Source organism: Actinomadura craniellae (assembly GCF_003289645.1).
In the GTDB taxonomy this organism is placed as follows: Bacteria; Actinomycetota; Actinomycetes; order Streptosporangiales; family Streptosporangiaceae; genus Actinomadura_D; species Actinomadura_D craniellae.
The window spans coordinates 171,539-184,366 of record NZ_QLYX01000005.1; the positions used below are offsets into that span (position 1 = coordinate 171,539).

The window sequence follows — 12,828 nt, forward strand, 5'->3', positions numbered from 1 at the left end:
CTCGGCCCTCCGATCGTCAATGCCCGCGCCCGTTCCCTCCCGGCAGGGGAAACAGCGTGGCCAGCCGGGGCAGGCGCTCCGCCACCTCGGCCGGGTCGTCGAAGTCCCACGGCACGTCGGCCGGCGCCGGGTCCTCGGGCGTGTCGTGGCCGCGCTTCGCCAGTTCCGCGTAGATGCCCTCCACCGTGCCCGCGACCTCGTCGTACGTCGTGCGGGCCAGGTAGTTGAACGACTCCCACTCGGGGAACTCGGCGTCCGCCCACTCCCCGAGCGGCCGGCCGGCCAGGCGGATCACCTCCGCCACCTCGGCCAGCGTGTCGGGGTCAGCCACGGCCCGCTCGAAGGCGGCCCGCCCCAGCCCGATCAGCCAGGCCTGGAAGTACCAGAACCCGTCCCCGGAGCAGTGACCGTCGAAGATCCGGTGGGCGGCGCCCCACATCTGGTGCGTGTCCGACCGTTCCCGGACGCGGTCGTGGCAGATCTGGAACTCCACGACCTCCGAGAGCGGGTGCCGGGAGAGTTCCGTCGCCAGCATCCCAAGCCGTTCCTCGGGGTCGGAGGCCCGCAGCCGAACACGTTCGATCATCGTCCAGAAGGCATCGGTGTCCACGCACGGAAGTGTCGCGGCCCCATACGACAAACCCCAACTTTTCGCCAGGAAAGAGGCATGGAATCACCAGAAAAGCGGCATGAACCCGGCGACCGGAGCGCCACGGCGAACCGGCCGGCGAGATCCGCGCCACCGGGCGTCGCGCCCCTTCCCGGCTTCGACCGCCGACTCGCCCTGATGCGCGCGCAATGAAGTTAGGTTAGGTTTGCCTAACTTAACTGCAGGGCCCCGGAACAACCCACCCGATGAGGGACCGAGCGGAGGCGGCGCGCGTGAACACCATCATGTCCAGGTCGGCCGGCGGCCGGCGGCGAGGAGAGGTGGCATCGTGACCGGTACCGCCGAGCGGGATCCCGCCGTCCAGCACACCTTCGGCCCGGCACGGTTCCGCACCCTGGACGACGGGCGACGGCTGCACTACCGGATCCGCGGCAGCGGATCGCCGACCGTGGTGTTCGAATCCGGCATGGGATTCTCCGGGTCGATCTGGGGTCTGGTGCAGCCCGCGATCGCGGCACAGACGACGGCCGTCGTCTACGACCGCGCCGGCGCGGGCGGCAGCGACGACGACCCCGGCCCGCGCACCCTGGAGCGGATCGTCGCCGACCTCGCCCAGCTCCTGCGCACCCTGCCCGGCCCGTTCGTCCTGGTCGGCGCGAGCTGGGGTGGGCCGATCATCCGCACGCTCGCCGCCTCGGGCGAGTTCCCCGTCCGCGGCCTGGTGCTGGTCGACCAGTCCGACGAGAACGCCCCCGAGTACTTCACGCCCGCGGGCGAGCGCCGGATGGCGCACGCGGGGTCGTTCACCATGTTCCTGGCCCGCACCGGGATCTACCGGCTGATGGCCCGCCTGGGCCGCCACCAGCCGGACGACGTGTACGCCGACTTCCGGCGCCAGGACTTCACCGTGCGCGGCGCGCGGCTCATGGGCGCCGAGGTACGCGAGTTCCTCCCCGCCATGCGCCACCTGCGCGACCACCCCGACCGGCTCGACGGGGTGGAGGTGGCCGTCATCAGCGGAACCAAGGCCGGCCTCGCCGACCGCACCCAGCGCCCCGCGATCAACCAGGCCCACCGCAAGACCGCCGACCTGCTGGACCGCGGCCGTTTCGTGGCGGCCCCCGGCTCCGGCCACTACGTCATGTTCACCGAGCCCGAGATCGTCATCCGCGAGATCACCCGCCTGCTGGACGTCCCACCACCGGACCCCGACGAGCCCTGACCGGCGGCTCGACGCCACTCGATGGGCATGCCCCTTCCGAGTCGGCCTCGTGGAGTGGTGGTCCGGGGGCGGTGGCCCTGCCGGTCAGAAGTCCAGGTCGCCGGACTTGATGCTGGTCAGCAGGGCACCGAAGGCACCAGTACTGACGAGGTGCACCGGCCCGGCGGGGTCCTTGCTGTCTCGTATCGCAACGGCTTCGGCGGCGAGGGCAGCCACCTCGACACAGTTGTCATTGTTGCCAAGAGATCGACGGCTCCGGCGCCAGACAGCGGCAACCTCGACGCACTCCTCCTTGTCCCCAAGGGAGCGACTGCTCTTGCGCCAGTTGACCTCGGATACGTTCATCAGGCTCACTCAATCTGTCGTGCCAAGTAAGCACGAGTGGCCTCGAAATCCATTGCCACCGTGCGCAACCGGTCAAATCTGACCATATAGCGCTCAAGCTCGTCCGGTTCCTCAAGCATGCGTCCATCCACGGTCGTCTCCAGATACACGATGTCCCGCTCGGTGGAGTCGGGGAACATGAGGCAGGTGAACGTCTCGCCCGCTCCGGGATACAGGCCCTTTTCGAGAGGTATGACCTGCACTTCGACGTTTGGACGCTGGGCCAACTTCAACAAGTGGGCGATCTGTGCGCTCCGAACCCCCTTGTCGCCGATCCGCAACAAGACATGCTCATCAACCACAGCGTGCAGGTGACATGAACGCTGATCACGAAGAAGGATCTTCTGGCGCTCCAAGCGTGCGTCCGTGCGCCGCTTGATCTCTGCCGGTTCCTCAATACCAGCAATGCGAGTGATCATTTCGATGTACTCGGGCACCTGAAGCAAACCCGGCACCACTGTGTTCTGGAATGTCCGGATACTCGACGCTCCCGCCTCGAAGCCCGGGAGTTCGCTTGTGAACACGTCGTTGTACTTGCGCCACCAGCCGCGTTGCCGGGCCTCGCGGGTGAGCCTGATCAGGGCGTCGCGGTCGGCGCCGTCCACGCCGTACAGCTCGCAGAGGTCGGCGACCGAGTCGCTGTTGGGGTCGATCCACTTGGCCTTCTCGATGTAGTTGAGCTTGGACGGGCTCCAGTGCAGGCGCTTGCAGACCTCACTGGTGGTCATGCCGCACTGCTCGCGTAGCGCGACCAGTTTTCGGCTCAGCGCCCGCTTCTTGATGGTCGGGCTGTAGCCACCGGCCTGGATCTCCCGCATGATTCGCCCCTTTCATCCGACTTGCCCAAGTTCAGTACATCGGATTTTCGAGAATCTAATGCGTACTCCTTGAAACTCCGCTGCGCTGGCAGCAGTATCTAGCACTGCACAGAGAGTCCGCTGGCGATTACCCCAAGACGTCCCGACTGGTGATCGCCGCGCACCGGCGACATATCCCCCTCTCCCTCGGGTGGTGGCAAGCGTGAAAACCCCCTGTCCGGCGATCCCGCCGGGTCCCGAACTCCCGTCCGGCCTGCGCAACGGAGGATGCTCCGCATGGCGGCTGCCGGAAGACGAGCGCTGCGCCGCTGCCGGGCGCAGGCTGATCCGGACCGAGCTGACCAGGCTCGACCTGCCCGACGACCTCGTCCACGACGTGGCGCTGGCGGTGTCCGAACTGGCCACCAACGGGCTGCTGCACGGGCTCGGCCGCGACGCCCGGGGCCGCTTCCGGCGGAACGGCGGGCCATTGGAGCTGTGGGCCTACCACCGGTGGACCCCGGTGAGCGAACTGGTGATCAAGGTCTACGACCCGGACACGCGCTGGCGCGAACCTGCCGGGAAGACCGGCCCGCACGCCGAACACGGGCGGGGCGTGCAGATCGTCGAGGCCCTGGCATGGGCCTGGGGGCGGCACCTGACCAGGTCGCGCCTCGCACGGCAGGCCGTCCCCGGCAAGGCCGTATGGTTCACCGTCCCGATCCCGCCACCGTACGCTCCGGCCCGGCCGGGGTCCGCCCGCCAGGCCGCCGAGGCGCTGCACTCCGAACTCGCCGCCCGTGGCCTGCCCGGTCTCCGCCGCGAACACGGCGACGGCACATCGCTGGTCTCCCTGCCCAACCGCACCATCTGGACGGGCCCGCCCGGGGCGTTCCGGTGGCGGAACCCGGCCGGCGGCTACGTCCACCGCCCTCTCACCGACCTCGTCGACGTCGCCGAGGACACCGTCCGCCACCACGAGGAGATGACCGCCCCGGCCCTACCCGCCTCGTCGAAACGCAGGGACGGCGAACGCTGGTAAAGACCCGGACACCGGAGCCGACCCTTCGCCGACCTCCCAGACCGGTGGTTCCGCGGGGCGGGGGGCCGGAGTGCGCGCCGACCGGAGTCTGTCGGTATCGGTGGTTACCGTGCGGTCATGGGCGAAATCGTTTACGTGCGGGGGGACGCGACCGTGCCCCAGGCCAAGGGCGTCAAGGTCATCGCTCATGTCTGCAACGACCGTGGTGGGTGGGGCAAGGGGTTCGTGCTGGCGATCTCCAAGCGGTGGCAGGAGCCCGAGCGGGACTACCGCGCCTGGTACCGGTCACGGGACGGGTTCGAGCTGGGCGCCGTGCGGCACGTCCAGGTCACCCCGTACATCTGGGTGGCCAACATGGTCGCCCAGCGCGGTACCCGGACCGGCAGCAAGGGCCCGCCGATCCGGTACGACGCGCTCGACCGCTGCCTCGCCGCGCTGGGCGACCATGCCGCGGAGCTGGGCGCCTCGGTGCACATGCCGCGGATCGGCTGCGGGCTGGCCGGGGGAAAGTGGGAGCGCGTCGCCCCGCTGATCGAGCGGCGGCTGTGCGAGCGCGACATCCCGGTCACCGTCTACGACCAGTGACCCCGTCAGTTCAGGGAGCCGTCGTCGACCGCGACGGTGGCGAGGATCTCGGCGATCATGCGGGTGGCGGTCTCGTCGTCGCCGGCAAGGTGGTTGACGTGCTCGGCCAGCAGGAAGGCGGTGGCCTCCAGTGCGGTCATCTCGGCCTCGGTCCACGGGCCGTACTGCTTGCGCCAGAGGGTGGGGCTCAGGCCGATCGCGGCGGCGATCAGCATGCCCGCCATGGTCGGGATGCCCTCGGGCCGGATGCTCCGCCGCATCATCTTCAGGGTGCCCACGACATAGGGGACGACGTGCTCGACGACGTCTTGGTCGTGCGCCTCGTGGGCCTGGCGCAGCCACTGCATGTACAGGTAGATGAGGGTGCAGGTGCCGTCGATCATGTCGTTGGCCGCCTGGGCGTCGAACGAGTCGATCAGCTGCCGCAGCAGGTCGTCGGCGTCCTGTGCCGCGCTGCCCGTGCGGATGCGCTTGAGCTGGGAGTCCATGTACATCAGCGCGGCTCCCACATCACCGACGGGCGCGTGGTCGGGGCTGCAGGGAGAGGACACGGCCGCCTCCTTCATCGGTGACCGTACGGTGACGGGCTGTACTCGTACGGTAAGTCCTCGGCGCGCGCCCTGTCCCGGCTTCCGCGCAAGGAGTGGCCCGGGATCTCGGGCACGCGGAGGCCTTACAAGGTGGCCCGGGCCCGTTCCGTCATGGCCATGCTCGAGCACGCGGAGGCCCTACGGGTGGCCGTGGCAGGCATGTCCAGGTCACGGCAGACTTTCAGCGCGAGAGCACGCGGAGGCCTTACGGGTGGCCGTGGCCGGTCGACTCCGGTGGCAGCGTCATCGAGGGCGGGCGCGCGGAGGCCCTGCGGGTGGCCGTGGCCTGCGCACCGCGGTGGAGACGCACAAGCCGATCCGGTGCGCGGAAGCCCTACGAGTGGCCGTGGCTCGTCAGTGTGCGGGGGTGTCGTCGTCAGGGTCGTCGGTGCGCGGCGGCCCTACCGGGTGGTCATGGGCGTTGATGCGCTGGAGGAACGGCTCGACAAACCAGAGCCAGGCCGCCAGCAGTGCCGCGCCCGCGCCGGTGACCAGCGGGAGGATCCCGTCGAAGAGGTAGTTGAGGACCATCAGGGTGGCGGAGGTCATCGAGACCGCGAGCGCCAGGGTACCGATCAAGCCGTACACGTTCGCCCGGCGGACCAGGAGCTCCTTCTGGCCCCGGCGGAACAGGATGCGGTGCTGGGCAACCGGGGCGATGAAGAACATCGAGGCGATGGCGGCCGAGACGAGCGCCACGTAGAACAGCCAGCGGTTGGTGTCGGCGGCGCGGGCGAAGCCGGAGGAGAACGGGACGGTCAGCAGGAACGCGAACAGCACCTGCACCCCGGTCACCGCGACACGGAATCCCTGGAGCAACTCGCTGAAGTTGCGGTCAGCCCGTTCGGCCGGGCTCTCGCCCGGCAGCGGGGAAGTCGGGCGATCAGCAGTCACCGCCGCGCTCCTTCCATCCCGGCGCCTCGGGGGAGAGGCACCGGAAGATCCTCTACACCGCGCTCCGCTCGCTCCCGCCGGCATCACCCATATTCACGACGATAGGCCGGAAACATCCCCACCCTTGCCATGCTCTGGCAAGGCTTCCCCGGTCTCGACGCGTCGGTGTCGGCTGCGGCCGGAGATCGGCCGGACTCCCCCGGCCCGATGTTTCCCGTGGAACAAGCCGCTCGCAGGGCGGTCGGCGGCTCAGCCGGACCGCACGTCCAGCCCCAGGGCGGTGGCGAGCACCACGGCCTGGAACGGGTCGATGACCGCGCCCTTCAGTTCCGTGGTCAGCGGATCCAGCGCGGACAGGTCGCTCCCGCGCAGGTCGCACCGGGAGAGGTCGGCCCGGTGCAGCCATGCTCCGCTCAGATCCACCCGCTCGAAGGTCGCTCCCTCGCACCGCGCCCCGGTGAGATCGGCCTCCCGCATCCGCACCCCGCTGAACGAGGTGCCGCTCAGATCGGCCCCGGGCAGCCCGACGAATGACCAGTCCCCACCCGTGACCTTCACCAGGCCGAAGGTGCAGCCGTCGAACATGCTGCCGGTGAGCTTGCACCCGGTGAACGCGGCGTCGAAGAACGTGCAGCGGGTGAAGGTGCAGTTGACGAACGCGGCATCCGAATGGGCGGACACGTTGAACCGCACCCCGCGAAAGGCACACTCCACGAAGGAACCGCCATGGTTCACCGCCTCGGTCATGTCCACGTCGACGAACGCGACCCGCTCGTGGCGCTCACCCGAAAGATCGCGCCCGTCCCAGTCCGCTGCCCGGACGGTCGTCCGCGTCTCCGGGGCGGGACGCCCGTGCTTCCGATCAGCCACACGTACCTCCCCTTACCGGCTCGCCTGCACGAGCCAGAGCCACGGTAGCCCTCCCCAGGGACAGTCCCGTGATCATGTGACGGGACGGCCCCAGGAGAGGGGGCCGGAGCACGGCTGCGAACGTGGGCGGGTGTTAGCTTCTTCCCCCGTGACGGAGCACCAGGACGAGACCAGGGCGGCCTACGACGGGATCGCCGAGCTGTACGCGTCGATGTTCGCTGATCGGTTGGAGACGCGCCCGTTCGCGCGGGCCATGGTCGGCAACTTCGCCGAGCTGGTGCGCGAGACGGGAAACCTGCGGACGGCCGACGTCGGGTGCGGGCCCGGACATCTGACGGCCATGCTGCACGACCTGGGGCTGGACGCCTTCGGGTTCGACCTCTCCCCGGCCATGATCGACCATGCCCGGCGAGCCCATCCGGCGCTGCGGTTCGGCGAGGCGCGGATGGAGGCCCTGCCGGTCGAGGACGGCACGCTCGGCGGCGTGCTGGCCCACTACTCGATGATCCACACCCCTCCCGGGGAACTCCCCGCGCTACTCGCCGAGCAGGTGCGCGTCCTGGCACCGGGGGGCCTGCTCCTGGTCGCGTTCCCCGCGACCGACGGACCCGAGCCGGTCCGCTTCGACCACAAGGTGACGCCCGCCTACAGCTGGCCGGTGGACCGGTTCGCCGAGCTGCTGGCCGGAGCCGGGCTCGTCACGTTCGCCCAGATGCTCCACGACCCGGCCTCCGAGCGGGGCTTCCTCGACGCCCACCTGCTGGCCCGCCGCCGCTAGGACCTGTTCAAAGTGAGGCCAGCAGCCCCGCGGTACACCAACGCCGGCTTCCGGCTCCCTGCCCAATGATCGTTGAGGATCGGTGGTGCCAGAGCACCACCGATCCTCAACGATCACCGGCGCAGGCAAGGCGTGCCACGTCAGGGCGGCCGGGGCCCGCGCGAGCGGACCAAGGCCATCGGAACCCGGCCCACTGCGGAACACGCCTCAGAGCGTCCCGAAAGGCGGCGCCGCCCCGCCGGCGTACCGGCGGGGCGGCGTCACCCGGTCACCGCAGTCGTTACCAGTTCTTGTACTGGACGTCGCCGAGGTTGCAGAAGGTGCAGGTACGGCTCAGGAAGTTCTCCGTGCGGCGGAACTCCTCGTCGGCCAGGTGCCACCGCAGCCAGGCGGTGATGATGTGCTGGCCGTTGCGGGTGGCCATGATGTGGTCGGTGTTGTCGAGGATGTTGAACCACACCGGCACGTCGGTGTTGCCGTAGTCGCGCTCCACGTTCCCGGTGGCGAAGTCGTCGTCACCACCGATGTAGAGCGCCGGGTTCCGGAGGTTGTCCGGGCCGTTGCCGTCGAAGGAGCCGCCGGCCACGTGGACGGTGGTCTCCAGCCGCGGCTCGTTGGCCACGTCGAACGTCCCGATCGACCCGCGGGAGTGGCCACCGAAGGCCACCTCGGAGAGGTCGAGGTCCTGGTACAGCGGGCTGCTCGACCTGGCGTTCTCGTCCTCCAGCCAGTCGAGGGCGTCGACCATGTAGTCACCGCTGCTGGACGAGACCTCGCTGTAGACGACGAACCCGTGCGAGGCCCACTGGCGCAGCATGTCCTCGTAGTCGGCGGGGTCGGATCCCGCGCCCGGGCCCCAGACGAAGACCGGGTGGTCCACCCCGTTCTGCCCGGCGTTCGTCGGGTACACCAGCCACCCGTCCCGGCCAGGGCCGGCCGACTGGTTGATGGTCACCGCGTACGGTCCGGGCCTGGTGACGTCGCTCACCGGGGGCAGCGACCCGCCCGGCGGGTCCGGGTCCCCGCCGTTCGTGGCATCGACAAGCACGTTGTCGACGGTCAGCGTCTCCAGGGCGCTGCTGGCGTCCAGCGAAAACCGCAGCCGCAGGTCGCGGCCGTCGACCGAGGCGGGCAGGCGGAACGACGCCGCACCCGTGGCGGTGCGCAGCGACTCCAGCGGGGTGAACGAGCCGCCGTCGACCGAGTAGGCCGCGGTGAAGGTCTCGCCCGCGTCCAGCCCGGACGCCGCCCGGGTGTAGGACACCGTCACGCCGCTGTACCCGGCCAGGTCGATGGGCGCGGACGTGATGGACGGGTCGGAGAGCAGCGAACCGCTCAACCGGGCGCCGTACGTGCCGGTCCTGACGGAGCCGGAGGCGGTGAAGCTGCCGAGCCCGTTGGAGAAATCCTCACTGTAGACCGTGGCGGCGGAGGCGGGGGTCGTGATGGCGCCGGCAGCTCCCATGGTCATGATGCCGATGGCCACGACGCCGAATTTTCGCAGGCGCCCGCTGATGCGAGACATGTCTGACGTCCCTTCTGGCCGCGCCGGTGGACTGCGCCGGCGCGCCGTCGTGTCGGTTGCGCAAGCCGTGGCTTGCTCCCGATCACCGAAGATCGTTCCGGAATCGGACTACGCCGATTCAAGCCGGAATTCCGAAAGCCGAAATCGGGGAAATCGCCGGTTCGAACACCAGCCGGTCTCGTCGGCGGGCGTTGTCGGTGCCGGTCGTTAGCCTCGGCGGGCACGTGGCGGCCCGCCGATCGCAGGAGAGCGCATGACCGACGTACAGCCCGACGAGATGATGGCCAGGATCGGGCGGGGGGTCGAGCTGGGGCACGCCGGGGAGCGGGAGGCCGCCCGGCGGCTGCTCGGCGGGTTGTGGGACGAACTCGGGGAGGGCGGCGACCCGCTGCACCGGTGCGCGCTCGCGCACTACATGGCCGACGTGCAGGACGATGTGCGCGAGGAGCTGCGCTGGGACCTGCGGGCGCTGGCCGCGGCCGACCTGGTCACCGACGAGCGGGCCGGACAGGCGGGCGTCGCCGGTTCCGTCCGCGGTTTCTACCCCTCCCTGCACCTCAACCTGGGCGACGCCTACCACCGGCTCGGCGAGCTCGACCAGGCGCGCGACCATCTCGAACGGGGCCGGGCCGCCGTGGACGCGCTCGGCGACGACGGGTACGGGCAGATGATCAGGGCGGGGCTGGATCGGCTCGCCGACCGGCTCGCCCCGGCCCGGGAGGCATGAGCCCCGGCGGCTCCCAGTGCCTGGGGGATTCGCGCGCCGGTGTCAGCCGTCCGCCAGGTGGCGTTCGACGCTCTCGACCTTGGCCGTCAGGGCGTCGGTCACCCCGGGCCGGATGTCGGCCTTGAGCACCAGGCCGACCCGGGGCGCGTGCTCCGCCACGGCGTCGACGGCCGCCTTGACCACGGCCATCACCTCGTCCCACTCGCCTTCGACCGAGGTGAACATCGCGTCCGTGCGGTTGGGCAGGCCGCTGGCCCGGACGACCCGCACCGCGTGGGACACGATCTCCCCGACCTCCTCGCCGACCCCGAGCGGCGTGATGGAAAAGGCGACGATCATCGAGATTCCTCCTGGGAGCTCAGCCGTCCACAGGGTGTGGACGGGCGACGGTCACGAGAACGCCCGGGCCCCCTCGGCCCAGGTGCGGTCCAGGTCCGAACCCCCGGGGAAGCGGCCGTCGATCTCCAGGATCACCATGCCGTGGGCGAACGACCAGAGGGCCTGGGCCCGGTAAGGGTCGCCCGTCGCCAGGAAGAAGGGCTCCCCCGACCAGTCCTCCAGGCCGGGGGCGAGGCGTTCGCGGGCGAGCGGCCCGGCCGTCGCCAGGCGGTACATGTTGGGGCTGGCGACGGCGCTCTCCCGGTAGCGGCGCAGCACCGCGGCCACCGGTTCGGGCTCCGCCAGCGCGGCGTGCAACACCTCCCCCAGTTCGGCGAGGCTCCGCTCGATCAGCGCGGCCTCCAGCGCGGCCTTGTCCGGGAAGTGCTTGTACAGGGACGGCGCGCGGATGCCCAGCCGGCCGGCCAGCACCCGCATCGTCAGGGCCTCCCGCCCCTCGTCTTCCACCAGGGCCCGGGCGGCCGACACGATGTCGGTCGCCCGGGGGGTCAGCGGCGTGAGCGCCGGCCGCTCTCTGCTCATCCCGGCATCTTCTCAACCCGTGCCTTCAGTGCCGCGTTCATGGCCGCGAACCCGTCCGCAACGTCGAGCGCCCTGCCGAGGAAGGGGACGAGCACGCCGGTGAACCGCTCCCCCTGGACGAGCCGGCTCCGGCCGTCGCCGGCGGGTTCGATCCGGAAGTAGTGCTCGCCGTCCGTCAGTCCCGGCACCCCGAGCCGGCCGAGCCACCGCAGTTCCCGGCCGGGCTCGGCGACGAGCACCTTGGGGGTGAAGGTCATGACGCGGTCGCCGTTGGCCATCCGGTTGGTCAGCCGCGCACCCGTCCGGGCCTCGCCGGCCGCGCTCACGATGAACGGGTTCCACTCGGGGTACGCGGCGAAGTCCACGAGCACCTCCCAGACCCGGTCGGGGGAGGCGTCGATCTCGATCTCGGCGCGGACGGTGCGCGGGGCGATCCGGGTCCAGAGGTAGAGCCCGGCAAGGGCAACGACCAGGACGAGGAGCACGATCAGGGCGACGGGCATTTCCGACCTCCAAGGGCTAACAGCGTTAGCCACAGCATAGGCTAACGCCGTTAGCCTCGCAAGCCCGGGCCGGACCCGGCCCGCCCGCACGACTCCGGAACCCGCCGACCCACACCCCACCCCCACCTGGCGACCGAGCCGAGCGGTGAGGTCGAGGGAGCGCGGTTCCGGACCCCGCCCCACCTGGCGACCGGGCCGATCCAGCCGCCCCGACCCGCTGCGGACGACCGCCGAACAGGGCGTGAGAATGACGCTCTTTCTATAGGCGAACATAATTGCCATATCCGTCATAGACACGTATCGTCGTGTCGGCCGGGTGCCGTGACCACCGGCCCGACGACGTCGCAGAGGTGGCCCTTCGTGAACCTGGACTTCACCGACGACCAAGAAGCGCTGCGCGCCGCCCTGCGCGAGTTCTTCCAAAAGGAGTCCCCGCCCCAGACCGTCCGGGCCGCCGAACCCCTCGGGTTCGACGCCGTCCTGTGGCACAAGGCGGTCGAGCTGGGCCTCGGCTCGATCGCCATCCCCGAGAACCGGGGCGGCGGCGGCGCCGGATTCGTGGAACTCGCCATCGCCGCCGAACTCCTCGGCCGGTCGCTCGCGCCCGTGCCGCTGATCGAGGCGGCGGTCGCCAACGCCCTGCTCGCCGCGGCGGCGCCGGAGGCGCTGGTGGCGGCCGCCGTCGCCGGCGAGTCGCTGGCGACGCTGGCGCTGCACCCGGCCGCCGGGGGAGTCGCCCGGCTGGTCCCGGCCGGCGCGGTGGCGGACCTGGTCCTCGTGCTCCGCGACGAGGAACTCCTCGCGGTCCGGCTGCCCGGCCGGCCGGCCGTCGCCGTGCCCAACCTCGGCGCGATGCCCGTCGCCGACTGCCCCCTGGACGCGGGCGAGACGACCGTCCTGGCCAAGGGGCCGGAGGCCGTCGCGCTGCACCGCGACGCAGTGCACCAGTGGCGGTCACTGACCGGGGCGGCGCTCGTCGGGATCGCGTCCCGGGCACTCGAGATCGGCGTCGACTACGTCAAGCAGCGCCGGGCGTTCGACACCCTGATCGGCGGGTTCCAGTCGGTCCAGCACCGCCTGGCCGACAACGCCACCGCCCTCGAAGGGGCCCGGCTGCTCGCCTACAAGGCGGCGTGGGCGCACGACGTCGACCTGCCCGCGGCCGGCACGCTGTCCACGATGTCGCTGCTGTTCGCCGCGGAGACCGCGTTCACGACGGCGTCCGACAGCCTGCACTTCCACGGCGGCTACGGCTACACCCTCGAATACGACATCCAGCTCTACTTCCGGCGGGCCAAGGCCTGGCCCATGGTGGCCGGCGACCGCCGGGCCGCCTACGCGGAACTGCCCCACCGCCTGTCCGGCGCGACGGAAGGATGA

16 protein-coding genes are annotated in these 12,828 nt (G+C 70.6%); 6 read left to right on the forward strand and 10 right to left on the reverse strand.

Annotated elements, in window-relative coordinates; all coding sequences use genetic code 11:
* Positions 1-16 precede the first annotated feature (16 nt).
* Complete coding sequence (locus tag DPM19_RS13025; RefSeq protein ID WP_111866806.1) at positions 17-610, reverse strand: DUF4240 domain-containing protein; 594 nt, start codon at positions 608-610, stop codon at positions 17-19.
* Between the two features lie 328 nt (positions 611-938).
* Here DPM19_RS13025 and DPM19_RS13030 point away from each other — a divergent pair, with 328 nt between their 5' ends.
* A complete protein-coding gene (locus DPM19_RS13030) occupies positions 939-1,832 on the forward strand; it encodes an alpha/beta fold hydrolase (RefSeq protein ID WP_199485060.1) in 894 nt (297 codons plus the stop codon).
* Positions 1,833-1,916: 84 nt separating this feature from the next.
* Here the strand turns inward: DPM19_RS13030 and DPM19_RS13035 are convergent, their stop codons facing one another.
* Positions 1,917-2,177, reverse strand: a complete 261-nt coding sequence (locus DPM19_RS13035) for a DUF397 domain-containing protein (RefSeq protein ID WP_111867473.1) — start codon at positions 2,175-2,177, stop codon at positions 1,917-1,919.
* Between the two features lie 5 nt (positions 2,178-2,182).
* Positions 2,183-3,034, reverse strand: a complete 852-nt coding sequence (locus DPM19_RS13040; RefSeq protein WP_111866808.1) for a helix-turn-helix domain-containing protein — start codon at positions 3,032-3,034, stop codon at positions 2,183-2,185.
* Positions 3,035-3,236: 202 nt separating this feature from the next.
* Here DPM19_RS13040 and DPM19_RS13045 point away from each other — a divergent pair, with 202 nt between their 5' ends.
* Both DPM19_RS13045 and DPM19_RS13050 read left to right on the forward strand, forming a co-directional pair.
* Positions 3,237-4,055 carry an ATP-binding protein gene (locus tag DPM19_RS13045; protein ID WP_111866811.1) on the forward strand — a complete coding sequence of 273 codons (819 nt, stop codon included), beginning with the start codon at positions 3,237-3,239 and terminating at the stop codon, positions 4,053-4,055.
* 117 nt (positions 4,056-4,172) lie between these two features.
* Positions 4,173-4,640 (forward strand): macro domain-containing protein, encoded by a 468-nt coding sequence (locus tag DPM19_RS13050; protein WP_111866813.1) that lies wholly within the window; start codon positions 4,173-4,175, stop codon positions 4,638-4,640.
* A gap of 5 nt (positions 4,641-4,645) precedes the next feature.
* On the opposite strand, the gene DPM19_RS13055 is transcribed toward DPM19_RS13050, so the two are convergent.
* The 3 genes from DPM19_RS13055 to DPM19_RS13065 form a co-directional block, all read right to left on the reverse strand.
* Positions 4,646-5,191 (reverse strand): hypothetical protein, encoded by a 546-nt coding sequence (locus DPM19_RS13055; RefSeq protein WP_111867475.1) that lies wholly within the window; start codon positions 5,189-5,191, stop codon positions 4,646-4,648.
* 393 nt (positions 5,192-5,584) lie between these two features.
* On the reverse strand, positions 5,585-6,124 hold the full coding sequence (locus DPM19_RS13060) for a DUF6328 family protein (RefSeq protein WP_199485061.1): 540 nt from the start codon (positions 6,122-6,124) through the stop codon (positions 5,585-5,587).
* Between the two features lie 249 nt (positions 6,125-6,373).
* On the reverse strand, positions 6,374-6,994 hold the full coding sequence (locus tag DPM19_RS13065; protein ID WP_111866816.1) for a pentapeptide repeat-containing protein: 621 nt from the start codon (positions 6,992-6,994) through the stop codon (positions 6,374-6,376).
* A 148-nt stretch (positions 6,995-7,142) separates the two neighbouring features.
* On the opposite strand from DPM19_RS13065, the gene DPM19_RS13070 reads away from it, so the two are divergent.
* A complete protein-coding gene (locus DPM19_RS13070) occupies positions 7,143-7,772 on the forward strand; it encodes a class I SAM-dependent methyltransferase (RefSeq protein ID WP_111866819.1) in 630 nt (209 codons plus the stop codon).
* A gap of 280 nt (positions 7,773-8,052) precedes the next feature.
* Here DPM19_RS13070 and DPM19_RS13075 read toward each other — a convergent pair whose 3' ends face one another.
* Positions 8,053-9,297: a poly(ethylene terephthalate) hydrolase family protein gene (locus DPM19_RS13075; protein WP_146778845.1), complete on the reverse strand. Its 1,245-nt coding sequence runs from the start codon at positions 9,295-9,297 to the stop codon at positions 8,053-8,055.
* 253 nt (positions 9,298-9,550) lie between these two features.
* Between DPM19_RS13075 and DPM19_RS13080 the strand changes: the two genes are divergently transcribed.
* A complete protein-coding gene (locus DPM19_RS13080; protein WP_111866824.1) occupies positions 9,551-10,024 on the forward strand; it encodes a tetratricopeptide repeat protein in 474 nt (157 codons plus the stop codon).
* Positions 10,025-10,066: 42 nt separating this feature from the next.
* Here the strand turns inward: DPM19_RS13080 and DPM19_RS13085 are convergent, their stop codons facing one another.
* Genes DPM19_RS13085 through DPM19_RS13095 form a run of 3 tightly spaced genes read right to left on the reverse strand, consistent with a single transcriptional unit; the run spans position 10,067 to position 11,448 of the window.
* Positions 10,067-10,363, reverse strand: coding sequence for an MTH1187 family thiamine-binding protein (locus DPM19_RS13085; RefSeq protein WP_111866827.1), 297 nt, complete (start codon positions 10,361-10,363; stop codon positions 10,067-10,069).
* Between the two features lie 51 nt (positions 10,364-10,414).
* The gene (locus DPM19_RS13090; protein ID WP_111866830.1) at positions 10,415-10,945 is read right to left on the reverse strand and encodes a TetR/AcrR family transcriptional regulator; all 531 of its coding nucleotides are present in this window, start codon (positions 10,943-10,945) and stop codon (positions 10,415-10,417) included.
* Positions 10,942-11,448, reverse strand: a complete 507-nt coding sequence (locus DPM19_RS13095; RefSeq protein ID WP_111866833.1) for an SRPBCC domain-containing protein — start codon at positions 11,446-11,448, stop codon at positions 10,942-10,944. The genes DPM19_RS13090 and DPM19_RS13095 overlap by 4 nt, the downstream gene beginning before the upstream one ends.
* A gap of 360 nt (positions 11,449-11,808) precedes the next feature.
* Here DPM19_RS13095 and DPM19_RS13100 point away from each other — a divergent pair, with 360 nt between their 5' ends.
* On the forward strand, positions 11,809-12,828 hold the full coding sequence (locus DPM19_RS13100; RefSeq protein WP_111866836.1) for an acyl-CoA dehydrogenase family protein: 1,020 nt from the start codon (positions 11,809-11,811) through the stop codon (positions 12,826-12,828).

Excerpts from the sequence above, each read along its gene's own strand:
- DPM19_RS13095 (WP_111866833.1), bottom strand. The coding sequence starts at position 11,448 with ATGCCCGTCGCCCTGATCGTGCTCCTCGTCCTGGTCGTTGCCCTTGCC.
- DPM19_RS13090 (WP_111866830.1), bottom strand. The coding sequence starts at position 10,945 with ATGAGCAGAGAGCGGCCGGCGCTCACGCCGCTGACCCCCCGGGCGACC.
- DPM19_RS13085 (WP_111866827.1), bottom strand. The coding sequence starts at position 10,363 with ATGATCGTCGCCTTTTCCATCACGCCGCTCGGGGTCGGCGAGGAGGTC.
- DPM19_RS13075 (WP_146778845.1), bottom strand. The coding sequence starts at position 9,297 with ATGTCTCGCATCAGCGGGCGCCTGCGAAAATTCGGCGTCGTGGCCATC.
- DPM19_RS13050 (WP_111866813.1), top strand. The coding sequence starts at position 4,173 with ATGGGCGAAATCGTTTACGTGCGGGGGGACGCGACCGTGCCCCAGGCC.
- DPM19_RS13040 (WP_111866808.1), bottom strand. The coding sequence starts at position 3,034 with ATGCGGGAGATCCAGGCCGGTGGCTACAGCCCGACCATCAAGAAGCGG.
- DPM19_RS13080 (WP_111866824.1), top strand. The coding sequence starts at position 9,551 with ATGACCGACGTACAGCCCGACGAGATGATGGCCAGGATCGGGCGGGGG.
- DPM19_RS13035 (WP_111867473.1), bottom strand. The coding sequence starts at position 2,177 with ATGAACGTATCCGAGGTCAACTGGCGCAAGAGCAGTCGCTCCCTTGGG.